Annotated in this window: 11 protein-coding genes; 7 read left to right on the forward strand and 4 right to left on the reverse strand. The window is 54.7% G+C overall.

Going from position 1 to position 14,930, the window contains the following annotated elements:
* Nucleotides 1-39: 39 nt before the first annotated feature.
* The gene (locus tag AFK66_RS06135) at nt 40-783 is read right to left on the reverse strand and encodes a MerR family transcriptional regulator (protein ID WP_007776488.1); all 744 of its coding nucleotides are present in this window, start codon (nt 781-783) and stop codon (nt 40-42) included.
* Nucleotides 784-963: 180 nt separating this feature from the next.
* A complete protein-coding gene (gene metG, locus AFK66_RS06140; protein WP_023898408.1) occupies nt 964-2,997 on the reverse strand; it encodes a methionine--tRNA ligase in 2,034 nt (677 codons plus the stop codon).
* 592 nt (nt 2,998-3,589) lie between these two features.
* On the opposite strand from metG, the gene AFK66_RS06145 reads away from it, so the two are divergent.
* The 3 genes from AFK66_RS06145 (at nt 3,590) to apbC (ending at nt 7,581) form a co-directional block, all read left to right on the forward strand.
* On the forward strand, nt 3,590-4,810 hold the full coding sequence (locus AFK66_RS06145) for an HD-GYP domain-containing protein (protein ID WP_032983413.1): 1,221 nt from the start codon (nt 3,590-3,592) through the stop codon (nt 4,808-4,810).
* A 23-nt stretch (nt 4,811-4,833) separates the two neighbouring features.
* Nucleotides 4,834-6,234, forward strand: a complete 1,401-nt coding sequence (locus tag AFK66_RS06150; RefSeq protein ID WP_007776476.1) for a sensor domain-containing diguanylate cyclase — start codon at nt 4,834-4,836, stop codon at nt 6,232-6,234.
* Nucleotides 6,235-6,471: 237 nt separating this feature from the next.
* Complete coding sequence (apbC, locus tag AFK66_RS06155; protein WP_007776471.1) at nt 6,472-7,581, forward strand: iron-sulfur cluster carrier protein ApbC; 1,110 nt, start codon at nt 6,472-6,474, stop codon at nt 7,579-7,581.
* 56 nt (nt 7,582-7,637) lie between these two features.
* Here apbC and AFK66_RS06160 read toward each other — a convergent pair whose 3' ends face one another.
* A complete protein-coding gene (locus AFK66_RS06160; RefSeq protein ID WP_007776469.1) occupies nt 7,638-8,078 on the reverse strand; it encodes a GNAT family N-acetyltransferase in 441 nt (146 codons plus the stop codon).
* Nucleotides 8,079-8,176: 98 nt separating this feature from the next.
* Here AFK66_RS06160 and AFK66_RS06165 point away from each other — a divergent pair, with 98 nt between their 5' ends.
* The 4 genes from AFK66_RS06165 to AFK66_RS06180 all read left to right on the forward strand — a co-directional run bounded on the left by AFK66_RS06165 (nt 8,177) and on the right by AFK66_RS06180 (nt 13,039).
* Entirely contained in the window at nt 8,177-9,862 is a 1,686-nt protein-coding gene (locus tag AFK66_RS06165; RefSeq protein WP_007776466.1) for a sensor histidine kinase, read from the forward strand.
* On the forward strand, nt 9,859-10,584 hold the full coding sequence (gene btsR, locus AFK66_RS06170) for a two-component system response regulator BtsR (RefSeq protein ID WP_007776463.1): 726 nt from the start codon (nt 9,859-9,861) through the stop codon (nt 10,582-10,584). Before AFK66_RS06165 ends, btsR begins: the two co-directional genes overlap by 4 nt.
* 112 nt (nt 10,585-10,696) lie before the next feature.
* A complete protein-coding gene (locus AFK66_RS06175; protein ID WP_023898413.1) occupies nt 10,697-12,241 on the forward strand; it encodes a methyl-accepting chemotaxis protein in 1,545 nt (514 codons plus the stop codon).
* A 192-nt stretch (nt 12,242-12,433) separates the two neighbouring features.
* Nucleotides 12,434-13,039, forward strand: coding sequence for a hypothetical protein (locus AFK66_RS06180; protein ID WP_032968307.1), 606 nt, complete (start codon nt 12,434-12,436; stop codon nt 13,037-13,039).
* A gap of 75 nt (nt 13,040-13,114) precedes the next feature.
* Here AFK66_RS06180 and AFK66_RS06185 read toward each other — a convergent pair whose 3' ends face one another.
* Nucleotides 13,115-14,836 carry an ABC-F family ATP-binding cassette domain-containing protein gene (locus AFK66_RS06185; RefSeq protein WP_023898414.1) on the reverse strand — a complete coding sequence of 574 codons (1,722 nt, stop codon included), beginning with the start codon at nt 14,834-14,836 and terminating at the stop codon, nt 13,115-13,117.
* Nucleotides 14,837-14,930: the final 94 nt, after the last annotated feature.

Here is a 14,930-nt window from a genome sequence, read left to right on the forward strand (position 1 = left end):
CGCGTAATTATACGGTGAAGCGCGTCTGTTAATGAACCTTTAAATGGTTTCCGGTTCATGGAGCGAAAAAATGGGGTGGCCCTGCGCATGCCAGGCGGCGATCTGCTCAAGCTGGCGCGCCGCGGGCGGCTCGCCGCACCATACCAGCAGCGTTTTACCAGGGAACAGCTCCGGGCGCAGCTGCACCAGCGGTTGCGCCAGCACATCCACCCGCCAGCCTTTCTGGACCGACACCCAGGCCGCGAGCCAGATTTGCGTCGCATCCTGATGATTCCAGCCGACCACCAGCGCGTCGTTGCCCGGCTTTTTCCATGCGGATTGAAGACAAAGCGCGATGTAGTTAATCAGAATGCCGTCCAGCAGGCTTAACAGCGCATGCAGCGTGGCGTGCTGTAACTGCATCCGGCGGCGCAGCGGGGTATAGAGATGACGCACCAGCATCTGGGCCGGGTAGTCGCGTCCTAATTCGCTTACCCAGTGCCGCACCTGGCCCGGGTTGCCGCTGCGCAGTTTCGCAAGCAGCATCTCCTGGCGCTCGCGCCAGCCTTCCGGCTCATCGGCGCTGTCCTGGCTTAACAGGGTTTTGACTTTACTGACCTGAACGCCTTGCTCAATCCAGTGTTTGATTTCGCGGATACGGTCGATATCCGCCTCGCTGAACAAACGGTGGCCGCCGTCGGTGCGCACGGGTTTAAGCAGTCCGTAACGGCGCTGCCACGCGCGCAGCGTCACGGGGTTAACTTCACAGAGATCGGCCACTTCGCCAATCGTATATAACGCCATACTGGTTCTCTTCGGGGAATGGTACCCATTAAATGTAGTAGGTGATGCACGAACCGGGAAAAAGAGTTTGTATCCTGTATCCCGCAGGCAACAAGGCGAAAACCACGACGCTGGACGAAAAAAGGGGAGATAAGCATCTCCCCTTTGGTTTATGGCGCTTCTGGCGCGTTGGGCGTCAGGTTATTTCACCTGCTGGCCCGGCTTCGCGCCGCTGTCCGGGCTTAACAGGAAGATATCTTTCCCGCCAGGGCCTGCGGCCATCACCATGCCTTCTGAGATACCGAAACGCATTTTACGCGGCGCGAGGTTCGCCACCATGACGGTCAGGCGGCCAATCAGCGCCTGCGGGTCCGGGTAGGCGGAGCGGATGCCGGAGAAGACGTTACGTTTTTCGCCGTCCAGATCCAGCGTCAGGCGCAGCAGTTTGTCAGAGCCTTCCACAAACTCCGCGTTTTCAATCAACGCCACGCGCAGGTCGATTTTCGCGAAATCGTCAAACGTGATGGTTTCCTGAATTGGGTTTTCCGCCAGCTCGCCGGTCACCGGCGCTGCCGCCGCTTTTACTTCTTCTTTGGACGCTTCCACTAACGCCTCCACCTGTTTCATCTCAATACGGTTATAGAGCGCTTTAAAGCTGTTCACTTTATGGCCGAGCAGCGGGGCGTTTACGCCATCCCAGGTCAGCTCAACATTCAGGAACGCTTCGGCGCGAGCGCACAGCTCCGGCAGTACCGGCTTCAGGTACGTCATCAGCACGCGGAACAGGTTGATGCCCATAGAGCAAATCGCCTGCAGATCGGCGTCGCGGCCTTCCTGTTTGGCAACCACCCACGGTGCCTGCTCGTCAACGTAGCGGTTCGCCAGATCGGCAAGCGCCATGATTTCGCGAATAGCCTTACCAAACTCACGGCTCTCCCACGCCTCACCAATGACGGCAGCGGCGTCGGTGAAGGTCTTGTAGAGCGCCGGGTCAGCCAGTTCAGCGGCTAACTGGCCGTCAAAACGTTTGGCGATAAAGCCCGCGTTGCGCGACGCCAGGTTGACCACTTTGTTGACGATGTCGGCGTTCACGCGCTGCACGAAATCTTCCAGGTTCAGGTCGATATCGTCGATGCGTGAGGAGAGCTTCGCCGCGTAGTAGTAGCGCAGGCTGTCGGCGTCGAAATGGTTCAGCCAGGTGCTGGCCTTGATGAACGTGCCGCGCGATTTGGACATCTTCGCGCCGTTCACCGTCACATAGCCGTGCACAAACAGGTTGGTCGGTTTACGAAAACCGCTGCCTTCGAGCATCGCCGGCCAGAACAGGCTGTGGAAGTAGACGATATCTTTACCGATGAAGTGATACAGCTCGGCGTCAGAATCTTTTTTCCAGTACTCGTCAAAGCTCACGGTATCGCCGCGCTTGTCGCACAGGTTTTTGAACGAGCCCATGTAGCCGATAGGCGCATCCAGCCAGACGTAAAAATATTTGCCCGGCGCGTTCGGGATTTCAAAGCCGAAGTAAGGCGCGTCGCGGGAGATATCCCACTGCTGCAGGCCGGATTCAAACCACTCCTGCATTTTGTTCGCCACCTGCTCCTGGAGCGCGCCGGAGCGGGTCCACGCCTGCAGCATTTCGCTGAAAGACGGCAAATCAAAGAAGAAGTGTTCAGAATCACGCATCACCGGCGTGGCGCCGGAGACCACCGATTTCGGCTCGATAAGCTCGGTCGGGCTGTAGGTCGCGCCGCAGACTTCGCAGTTATCGCCGTACTGATCCGGGGATTTACATTTCGGGCAGGTGCCTTTTACAAAACGGTCCGGCAGGAACATGCCTTTTTCCGGGTCGTAGAGCTGCGAAATGGTACGGTTTTTAATAAAGCCGTTTTCTTTAAGGCGCGTGTAAATCAGCTCCGACAGCACGCGGTTTTCGTCGCTGTGGGTAGAGTGATAGTTATCGTAGCTGATGTTAAAGCCCGCAAAATCGGTCTGATGCTCTTTGCTCATCTCGGCAATCATCTGCTCCGGCGTAATGCCAAGCTGCTGGGCCTTGAGCATGATGGGCGTGCCGTGGGCGTCGTCGGCGCAGATGAAATTAACCTCGTGGCCGCGCATTCGCTGGTAACGGACCCAGACATCAGCCTGGATGTGCTCCAGCATATGGCCGAGGTGGATGGAGCCGTTGGCGTACGGCAGCGCGCACGTTACCAGAATTTTCTTCGCGACTTGAGTCATAGTGAGTATTACGTCTTCTGTGGCAAATGGGGCAGTCATAGTACCCGAATCCACCCGCGTTGAGTACCGCGCGGCGGTAAAAGCGCGCAAAAAAGCAGAGGAAAGAGTGGCCTGCGGCGAGGCCGGGTATGGTCATGAATTCAGGGCTTGCAGCGGGCGATGGGCGTGTTCAGCGCGCCGGAGACGATCTTCAGGCCGTTGAATGAATGGGCGTCGCTCAGCACAAGCAGAAAATGCGCTGCCCCGCCTGGCGCTGTTTATCACCGTGCGAATATTCTTATGGCCGAACCGAAAACGTGCTGGCCTATTTCCACGACGAAGAAAAAATGAAATAATAAGCACCGGAAATTATTTATAATGTTAAATAGGGTGCGATGATCTTGTGCCACATTTATTTATAAACCTGTCAACACCAGACTCATATTGAGTCTATTTTTACACAGCTGTATTACACGTCACTCATATATCTAAATAATTATGCATCATTGATAACGTTTATCTTTTTATACATTCGGATTTTTTTGATTTGGTTCGGTTTTTGGGGTTTGAACAGGAGGTATTATTTACGATTGACCTGTATTGAGGAGAGGAAATGGTTTTTAACATTGGTAATACATTGATATTTCTATGTAGAACTAAGGAGAGGTTTAGAAATAATTTAATTTTTAATGGAGTCTACGCGTCATATATTGCTTATCGTCTGTCGCTGATGATGATGCAAAGCAATGCTTTCTGCCTGCGGGCTTTGATCTGTGGTTTATTACAAGGTTATACCACGCCGGCAAAGGACAATAAAAAAGCTCACGGCGAAGCGGAAATTACGCCGCTCAATATTGCGCAACGCGTGGAGCTGAGCGATTGCTCCGTTTTCGAGAGTTTTTCAACCCCGACACGTTATCGATTTTATGATTATGGAAATCTGAAAGCGTTAGATATTTCGCAGGAGGATGTTTTAATTTCTTCTGTTTTGAAGATAAGTAATGATTTTGACCTGTTTTTGCATAGAGCACGCTTGTATGAAAGATTAGAGAGCGAGCGAGGCTCTGCATTGCAGGCAAGTTCGTCATTCGATGAATTCGCCATAACCACGCGCGCAGAAAAATTCTATCCGGGCTTAATGGATGAACTAAGGAAATTAACTGAACTGGATGATTTTTGGTTTTATCTGCGTGCGGATTATATCGAAGGCATGATCAGAACAATTAATTTTGATAAATCATTGCCGGTAATGAATGATGAACATACGCTAAGTTTAGCGCGTCTGCTCTCCACCATTGTGGATATGAAAAATCCTCTTACCTATCATCACTCACTCAAAGTAGGCGAGTTAGCGAGTTTTATTGGTAAGAAGATGTACCTTGATGAAAGAACCTGCAACCGGTTATATCTTGCTGGCTTACTGCACGATCTCGGTAAAATCAATACTGCCGATGGCATATTGAATAAACGAGGGAAACTCACGCCAGGCGAATACCGAACGATTCAGCGCCACGTTACGGACACCCGTGGCATCCTTCGCAGCATCATCATTGATGAAAATGTAGTTGACTGGGCTGCTGAACATCATGAGCGTATTGACGGCTCAGGGTATCCCATGAAAAAGAGAGGGGAGCAACTCTCATTGCCCAGCAGAATCATGGCGATAGCAGATATATTTCAGGCGCTATGCCAGAAAAGAACTTATCGGGAAGCGCTTCCTCTCGATAAAGTTTTATCAATTATACGGACAGAATGCGCAAATGGAAAAATATGCTCGCGTACCTTTAGTGTTTTCGAAGAAAATGCTAAAGAGTGCTACGAAATCGCTAAATAAAAATTGGTTGTATGAAAATTTCAATGCTTGTTAATAAAAGAAAGAATAAACGATATATTATCGGTACTCTCGTTTTTGCCTGTGTTTCATTGATGATTATTGTAGCGCTCACGTTCAGCTATATGTGCGAAGTGTGTAACAACGCCATTGAATCCGTCACGGAAATTTTATTACGTGAGCAGGCGGTCAATGACAGCATTGCGTCGATGATTTCAACATCAACGATGTCACATATGAATACGAAATGTGAATCGAAAGAGCTTTTAGGTGCGCTTTATACTAACCGTAACTTTGATACGCAATCTTGCAGTAAAATCAATGCTGTGACTTTCGTTGAAAATTATCTGTCTAAAAAAACGCTGCAAAACAGATATTATTCTTCGCCGGAATATGGCTTTGTTTATTTTTTCAATGGTAAAAAATATAAAAAATTACAACCCGGAATGTATAGTCAGGTTATCAGCCTTACTGGTAATTTTGCAAGATTCCTTTCCTATGAAAAAAGGAAAAGAGACATTTTAGATTTTTGGGATAATCACCTTGAATTCAACGAGATTTATCGTGACTCAGTCAGTAAAAATCTGGTGATGACTATTGCAACGCCGGTCACTAACTCCTATACCCGGGAGGTCATTGGCGTCATGTACACGGATATTAGTGAAGATGAACTGCAGCAGCATGTGTTTAGCAGAAGCCCAGCCCCGAAGTGGGTTAGCGTTACTGCCAATAATATCTCATACGATCGGCCTGGCAGCCTGTGCGCCACACAACATTGTGAGACGCATGCATTATCCTTCAATATTCTTAGCCAGCCGCTGGCGGAAATTTTCATTCTGGAAGCCAATGTAGACCTCTACGCTTTTATTAAAGAAAATATAAAAATCTTTCTGGCGGTTTTGATGGCTTTTATCGTTATTGTTACCGCGGCTATAAAAGCAATTAATCTTTTCCTGAAGACGCAGAAACATGCTGTGATTGATTCACTGACGCAGGTCTATAACCGCCAGATTATCTCTCATCTTTCTGGCAAGGATTATAATAGCCTCGTTATTTTTGATTGTGATGAATTCAAGGTGATTAATGACACTCACGGACATCTGGTTGGCGATGCGGCCTTAACACATATCGCCAGTATAATTTCAGATAACGTCAGAAATGAGGATGTTGTCGTTCGCTACGGCGGCGATGAATTTATCGTGCTGTGCACCAATGAAAAAATACATGCGCGGAAAATGGCGGAAAGGATATGTTCAAAACTTAAAGTTAACCCTTTAGTTTTTGGCGATCTTACTCTGCCGCTATCGATCTCTTTTGGCGTGGCTGAATTTACTGACGATCTGCACACAGCGTTATACAAAGCTGATAAGGCGCTTTACGCGCAAAAACTGAAGAGTCGCTCGCAAAAGGTTGACGCGACAAATTAACCTAAAAAACCAGGTGCCTTTTAGCAAAAGGCACCGGTTATCAGTTCAGTAACGACACCGTAAAGGTCGGCTCAAGGGTATGCGTTACATTCGCGCCCTGAAGCCAGACGCCCACATGCCTGCTTTAGCGCACATCAGGCTAACCCCTGCGGGCGTTTAATGTCGTCTTACTCCCCGCGACTCTGTTATGATTCTATGACTGCAATTTATTAACATCAGAACAACAAAGGAGTCGGGATGAATTCGCAATCCCAGGCCAAATCCCCCGAGGCGCTGCGTGCGCTGGTCGCCGGGACGTTAGCCAATTTCCAGCACCCCACCCTGAAGCACAACCTCACGGCGCTGAAAGCGCTGCATCATGTCGCCTGGCTTGATGACACCATTCACGTCGAGTTACAGATGCCGTTTGCCTGGCGCAGCGGTTTCGAGGAGCTGAAAGAGCAGGTGAGCGCCGAGCTGCTGCGTTTAACCGGTGCCAGCGCCATCGACTGGAAACTGTCGCACAGTATCGCCACCTTAAAACGCGTGAAAAATCAGCCGGGCGTGAATGGCGTGAAAAACATTATCGCGATTAGTTCCGGTAAGGGCGGGGTAGGGAAATCCTCTACCGCCGTCAACCTGGCGCTGGCGCTGGCGGCGGAAGGTGCGAAAGTGGGCATTCTCGATGCTGATATTTACGGCCCGTCGGTGCCGACGATGCTCGGCGCGGAAGGCGAACGCCCGACCTCGCCAGACGGCACCCATATGGCACCGATTATCTCTCACGGTCTTGCCACTAACTCCATTGGTTATCTGGTGACCGACGATAACGCCATGGTGTGGCGCGGCCCGATGGCGAGCAAAGCGCTGCTGCAACTGCTGCAGGAAACCATGTGGCCGGATCTCGACTATCTGGTGCTGGATATGCCGCCGGGCACCGGCGACATCCAGCTGACGCTCGCCCAGAACATTCCGGTGACCGGCGCGGTGGTGGTGACCACACCGCAGGACATCGCGCTTATCGACGCCAAAAAAGGCATCGTGATGTTCGAGAAAGTGGAAGTGCCGGTACTCGGCATTGTCGAGAACATGAGTATGCACATTTGCAGTAATTGCGGTCATCACGAGCCGATTTTCGGCACCGGCGGCGCGCAGAAGCTCGCGGAAACTTATCATACTCAGCTGCTGGGCCAGATGCCGCTGCATATCTCGCTGCGTGAAGACCTCGACCGCGGCCAGCCGACCGTCGTCTCCCGCCCGGAGAGCGAATTCACCACGCTTTACCGCCAGCTGGCGGGACGTGTGGCGGCGCAGCTCTACTGGCAGGGCGAAGTGATCCCGGGCGATATCGCGTTTCGCGCGGTATAATGCCGGGTGCGTTTCGCGCCATGACAGACGCCTCCTCCGGGAGGCGTTTTTTATGGTCAGGATTTACGAAAATGCAGGAGCAGGTAAGCGCCTTCCGGGGCATCGCCGTGCCCCTCCTGCACCCAGCCGTGGCGGGCGTAAAAGCGCAGCGCGCGTTCGTTTTTTTCAAGACACTTAAGCGCGCCGGTGCCGGTAAACCGCGCCTGCACGGCCTCAAGCAGCGCCGCGCCGACGCCGCGCCCCTGAGCGTCCGGGGCGACAAACAGGTGATGCAGAAAATTGTCGTTTTCGGCGATGGACGCAAACCCGAGCCGGTGGCCGTCCGCCTGCGCCACCAGAATCGTTTCGCCGAGTGTGTCGGCGTCAAAATCCTCCAGTTGCCATTCGCTACCATCAAGCCACGGCCAGCCTTCGCGCCGGGCGTGTAAATAGATCGTGCGTAAAAACGGACGATCGCTCTCTTCCCAGGGCCTGATCTCCACTGCGTTTTTCTTCATTAACGACACTCACTTACCGTTTTTTGGGTTTCTTCATAGAAAGTTATGGCACAGCAGCGTATTTTACGCGCTCTTAATTGTCAGCGCGGAGCATGGGCATGTACGAGTTCAATCTGGTGTTGTTACTGCTCCAGCAGATGTGCGTATTTCTGGTGATCGCCTGGGTGATGAGTAAAACGCGGTTGTTTATCCCGCTGATTCAGGTCTCGATTCGCCTGCCGCATAAGCTGTTGTGCTACGTCACGTTCTCCGGTTTTTGCATTATGGGCACCTATTTCGGGCTGCATATTCAGGATTCCATCGCCAATACCCGCGCCATTGGCGCCGTCATGGGCGGGCTGCTCGGCGGGCCGCTGGTAGGCGGGCTGGTGGGGCTTACCGGCGGTCTGCATCGCTATTCGCTTGGCGGCATGACCGCGCTGAGCTGCATGGTGTCAACGATTGTCGAAGGGCTGCTCGGGGGCATCGTTCATAGCTGGCTGATTCGCCGCGGGCGCACCGATAAAATCTTCAACCCTTTTACCGCAGGCGCGATCACGCTGGTGGCGGAATTAGTGCAGATGGGCATTATTCTGCTGATCGCCCGCCCGTTCAGCGACGCGCTGCATCTGGTGCAAAACATCGCCGCGCCCATGGTCGTTACCAATACCATCGGGGCCGCGATGTTCATGCGTATTCTGCTCGACAAGCGCGCCATGTTTGAGAAATACACTACGGCGTTTTCGGCCACCGCGCTCAAGGTTGCCTCCGCGACGGAAGGCATTCTGCGCCAGGGGTTTAACGTCGAAAACAGCATGAAGGTGGCGCAGGTAATTCGCCAGGAGCTGGAGATAGGCGCGGTCGCCATTACCGATCGCGAACAGCTGCTGGCGTTTACCGGCATCGGTATGGATCACCATCTGCCCGGCAGCCCCATTTCGTCGCCCTGGACGCTGCGGGCGATTGAGTCCGGCGAAGTGGTCTACGCCGATGGCAACGAAGTGCCGTACCGCTGTTCGCTGCACCCGAACTGTAAGCTCGGCTCGACGCTCGTTATTCCGCTGCGCGGCGAGAACCGCAAGGTGGTGGGCACCATCAAGCTGTATGAACCAAAGCATCGCCTGTTCAGCTCGATCAACCGCACGCTGGGAGAAGGCATTGCGCAGCTGCTTTCCGCGCAGATCCTGGCGGGCCAGTATGAACGTCAGAAGCAGTTGCTCACCCAGTCGGAAATCAAACTGCTGCACGCCCAGGTGAATCCGCACTTTCTGTTTAACGCGCTGAACACGCTGATGGCGGTGATCCGCCGCGACAGCGAGCAGGCCTGCCAGTTAGTGCAGTACCTCTCGACGTTTTTCCGCAAAAACCTTAAGCGCCCGACGGATGTGGTGTCGCTCGCCGATGAAATCGACCATGTGAACGCCTATCTGCAAATTGAACAGGCGCGGTTTCAGTCCCATTTGCAAGTGAGCATGAACCTGCCCGATGAGTTGCGCCATATCCGGCTGCCCGCGTTTACGTTGCAGCCGATTGTCGAGAACGCTATCAAGCACGGCACGTCGCAGCTCTTGGGCCCCGGCGAAATCGCCCTGCGCGCCAGCCGCGACGATGATCATCTGGTGCTGGAAATTGAAGATAACGCCGGGCTTTATCAGCCTAACGCCGTCAGCAACGGCCTTGGCATGAGCCTGGTGGATAAACGACTGCGCGCGCGCTTCGGCGACGAGTGCGGCATTTCGGTCGCCTGTGAGCAGGACCGCTTTACCCGGATTACCTTACGTTTACCGCTGGAGGGAACGACATGATTAGCGTGCTGATTGTCGATGATGAGCCGCTGGCGCGGGAGAATCTGCGCCTGCTGCTGAAAGAGGAGGCCGACATCGAGGTAGTGGGCGAATGCGCCAACGCCGTCGAAGCCATCGGCGCGGTACACCGCTTGCGCCCGGATGTAGTCTTTCTCGATATCCAGATGCCGCGCATCTCCGGCCTTGAAATGGTCGGCATGCTCGACCCCGACACCCGCCCGTGGATTGTTTTTCTGACCGCGTTTGACGAATACGCCGTGAAGGCGTTTGAAGAGCACGCCTTTGATTATCTGCTCAAGCCTATTGAGACCGCGCGTCTGCAAAAGACGCTCGCGCGGATGCGTAATGAACGCCGCGAGCAGGATATGACGCCCATCACCGAGCGTCAGGAGGCATTGAAGTTTATTCCCTGCACCGGCCATAGCCGTATCTGGCTGCTGCAAATGGAGGACGTGGCGTTTGTCGCAAGCCGCCTGAGCGGCGTTTATGTCACCAGCAGCCAGGGGCAGGAGGGCTTCACGGAGCTGACGCTGCGCACGCTGGAGAGCCGCACGCCGCTGACGCGCTGTCACCGGCAGTATCTGGTCAATATGGCGCACATCAATGAAATTCGGCTGGAGGAGAATGGCCAGGCGGAACTGCTGCTGCGCCACGGCCAGACGGTGCCGGTTAGTCGCCGCTATCTCAAAACCCTGAAAGAGGCGCTCGGGCTGCGCGGATAAGTTTGCAATTATCACAGCGGTAAAATAAATGTTACCGCCCCGTACATCTTTTTCCTCGCTTGCCGATAACGGGAGGATATATCCGTATCAGGCAAAAAATGAGGACTTATTGATGGGCCTGCTTAAAGACTTTTCCATCCGCGCAGTGATGCTGACGGTGCTCGGCGTACTCTGTGTGTTATGGGCGGCCGTGGGCGTCTACAGCGTCTATTCGCTCTCGGCGATGGCCGATGGTAACCGCGTCGACCGCCAGCTTGTTTCACAGATGACCGTGCTCAGCAAAGGCAACGATCAGTATTTCCGCTTCGTCACCCGTCTGACCCGCGCCATGGAAAACGGCACGCCGGACGCCAAATCGCTCGAATCCGCGCAGCAGGCGCTCGACAATATGTCGCGCCAGCTCGACACGTTTAAACAGCTTTCTCCCGGCCCGCTCGATCCGGCCGTATCACAACAGGTGATCGCCGATTGGCAGAAGCTGCTGGATGACGGCGTGATCCCGCAGATGAAACTGGCGCGTGAAGGCACGTCGGACGCGTACCGCGCCCATGCCGGCAAAGTGACGCCGGTATTCAGCCGCGCGTTTGGCGCGAGCGCCGAGAAATTCAACGCCGCGGCGGGTGCCAAGCTTGATGCCACCCGCGAGCGCGTCGACAGCATGACCAGCACCACCAAAACCGTGATTATTATCGCGGTGATTATCGGCCTGCTGCTTCTGCTGCTGACCGACCGCTATCTGGTGGCGATGCTGGTGAAGCCGCTGGAGAAAATCCGCAACCACTTTACGCTTATCGCCGGTGGCGATCTCAGCCAGCCGGTGGAGCCGTTTGGCCGCAACTGCGTCGGTAAACTGGTGCCGCTGCTGACCGCGATGCAGGATCAGCTGCGTGAAGCGGTGAGCGCGATTCGCCACGGTAGCGAAAACATCTGGCGCGGCGCGTCGGAAATTTCGGCGGGCAATAATGACCTTTCGTCCCGTACCGAAGAGCAGGCCGCGGCGCTGGAGCAGACCGCCGCCAGCATGGAAGAGCTGACCTCCACCGTGCGCCTTAACGCCGAAAACGCCCGTCAGGCGAGCGAGCTGGCGCATGCCGCGTCAGAAAACGCCGGTAAAGGCGGCCAGCTGGCGCAAAATGTTATCGAGACCATGCAGGGTATTTCCGGCAGCTCGAAGAAAATCGCCGATATTACCAGCGTAATTAACAGCATTGCGTTCCAGACCAATATTCTGGCGCTCAACGCCGCCGTAGAAGCGGCGCGCGCAGGCGAACAGGGCCGCGGATTCGCGGTGGTCGCAGGCGAAGTGCGCAACCTCGCGAGCCGCAGCGCCGAAGCCGCCCGTGAAATCGAGGCGCTCATCACCGAATCGGTCGAGCGTATCGATAAAGGCTCTGAGCTGGTTAACGCGGCGGGCGATTCGATGGCGGAAATCTACCGCGGCGTCTCCAACGTCAGCACGATCATCAAGCAGATAGCCTCAGCGTCTGAAGAACAAAGCAAGGGCATCTCGCAGGTGGGCGTCGCCATCACTCAGATGGATACCGTTACCCAGCAGAACGCCTCGTTGGTGGAGCAGGTGTCCGCCGCCGCCGCCGCGCTGGAGCGCCAGACCGAAGAGCTGCAAAGCACCGTGCAGAAGTTCCGCCTCTCGGCCTGATATTCTCAGTCGCTGTATTAAAAAAGCCGCCTGTGAGGGCGGCTTTTTGGTTTATTCACTGAAAAACGTTTTTGCTTGTTAGTTTCAGATTAAGCTAATAATGATTTCAGGGAACCATTTTAGCTGACATGACGATATTAATTGTGGGTATTATCCAGCCTATCTCACTCGCCGGGAGCCGTTAGAACAGGGATGATTAATTATTTAAAAAGAAGCCTGCAACTGGGTCGCCTTGTAGAGCATGGTCTTCAAAACCAGCGGCCCGAGGCGCTGGAGCGGCTTAAAACACAGCTCAAAGAACAAGTTCGTCTGCCCACGGGGTGGCGGAGCCTTGGGATGCCACTGGTATTGGCAATGGTTATGGCTGTACTTAGCTTCGCCATTCCTCAGGTTTCTTTTTGGGTGGCTATTTCGCAGAGCTTAGGGTTAGCGGAAAGTGCATTCTTCATTGGCATGCTCTTCAGCAATTTTCTTTTTTGTGTGCTGATCATCCCTGCAATGATAGGGGTTGCAAGAGGGTATCTCCGCGCCTTGCAGTTATGGTTGGCATTGGTGGCGATAGCGGTATTCGTTAGCGCCCTATTTTTTATGAGCGTGCTTGTGTCTTTACTTTCCTCCGAAGGAGTTGTGCGCTGGGATATTATTGGCGCTCTGCTGGGTATAGTTTTTTCGGTATTCAGCGTGCGTTGTATCAATAGCAAGTTATTTATGGAAACCGTCGCGCTTGGCTTTTATAACCGTATTCTGCGTGAACAGGCTAAATATCAGGCTTACCAGCCAGGCGTAATGAAACGATAAACATCCATCTGCGTATCCTTTTACTTTTATATTAATAAGAAAGACTCTCCTTTATGGAGAGTCTTTCTTGCTGTTTTATTCCAGCCCCAGCGCGGCGCTGAGGTGCGCTATCTCCTTACGCCACTCGGCCTGCAGGGCAGGTTTCTGGTGGCGCGGTTTGCGTTCGAGATCGGCGTTGAGCCGCGCCTCCAGCTCAATCAGCCGTTCCAGCAGATGTGCGTCGCTGTTCGTCTCAGACGGCGCGGTGACTGCATCGGCCACATCCATCGCCTCCTGCATCGGCGCTGCGCGCAGGCGTGCCATCAGCGCTTCCATATTGTGCCACTCGCTCAAACCGCCATCTTCCACGAGCCAGAAGCGGTTACAGCTCGCCTCCATCAGCGTTCTGTCGTGCGTCACCAGCAGCAGCCCGCCTTCGAACGTTTGCAGGGTTTGCGCGAGCGCCTCTTTGCCTTCCATATCGAGATGGTTGGTCGGCTCATCGAGCATCAGCAGCGAATAGCGCGCAAGCGACAGGCCGACAAACAGCAGGCGCGAGCGCTCGCCGCCGCTCAGCGTGTCAACCCGCTGCCCGTGCCGCGCCCACGGGAAACCGGCGCTGATAAGCGCAAGCTTACGCTGTTGCAACTCAGGCGCGAACGGCTCCAGCGCCTCCAGCAGCGTGGCGTTATCCGGTAACTGATGCAGCGACTGATCGTAATACCCGAGCGACACGCGCGGATGGAAGGTGACGCCGGGAACCGTTTCCCCTGTTTGCCACTGTCGCCACAGCAGGCGCAGCAGCGACGACTTCCCGCAGCCGTTATGCCCAAGCAGCGCCACGCGATCCCCGCTTTTAAGCCGCGCCAGCGGCAGGGTAAAGAGCGTCGGCGCATCAGGTGCCGCGCTGACGGCCAGATTTTCCAGCTCAAGCAGGCGATCCGCCGCCAGCGCGTCGCCGGAGAGCGTCAGTCGCCAGCGGCTGCCCTGCGCCAGTTCGGTTTGCTCTTCTTTGAGCCGCGCCACCTGTTTTTCCATCTGTTTGGCTTTGCGCGCGAGATCTTCGTTGTCATAAACCTGTCCCCACGTGGCAAGCCGTTTCGCGCTCGCCGTCACGCGGTCTATCTCTTTTTGCTCCGCTTTATGGCGCAGGGCATCGCTCTCATCCCGCGCCGCCAGCGCCGCGCGTGCCTGCGTACAGGGGAGATCGAACGCCTGAAGCTGACCGTCGCGCAATATCCAGGTGCGGTTGGTTACGCTGTCCAGCAGCGCGCTGTCGTGGGAGACCAGAATAAAGCTGCCGTTCCAGCGGGCCAGAAACTGCTCCAGCCACAGCAGGGTGGGGAGATCGAGATGGTTGCCCGGCTCGTCGAGCAACAAGAGGTCAGGCGAGGTTATCAACGCCCGCGCCAGCAGCAGGCGGGTGTGCTGGCCGCCGCTGAGCGAGCCGGCCGTGAGTGACCAGGCCGCCTCGGCAAAGCCTATATTCGCCAGCAACGCCTGCGCCCGCCAGGCGCTGCTTTCACGCTCGGCCTCAGGCAGCCTGGCCAGCAGCGCTTCAAGTAGCGTCTGCTGATGCAGTTCGTCCGGCAGATGCTGCTCCACGCGCGCCAGCAGACAGCGCGCCGCGCGCGTCACAACGCCTTCGGCAGGCGCAAGCGTGCCGTCCAGCGCTTTCAGAAGCGTGCTTTTGCCGCAGCCGTTATGACCGATGAGGCCAATGCGGTCGCCTTTTTTCAGGGTAAAGGAAAGGGCGTTCAGCACCGGGCCAAACGGGGAATCAATGCGCAGAGAGTGCGCCGTCAGTAATGTGCTCATCGCTTACTCAGAATTTTCAGGCATAGCTATGCCTCGTCAAAAATCGCTGACGATAATCTGGTAAGCCCTGGAGAAGGGTTATGTGATGGGATCT

The organism is Cronobacter malonaticus LMG 23826, from assembly GCF_001277215.2.
Classification (GTDB): domain Bacteria; phylum Pseudomonadota; class Gammaproteobacteria; order Enterobacterales; family Enterobacteriaceae; genus Cronobacter; species Cronobacter malonaticus.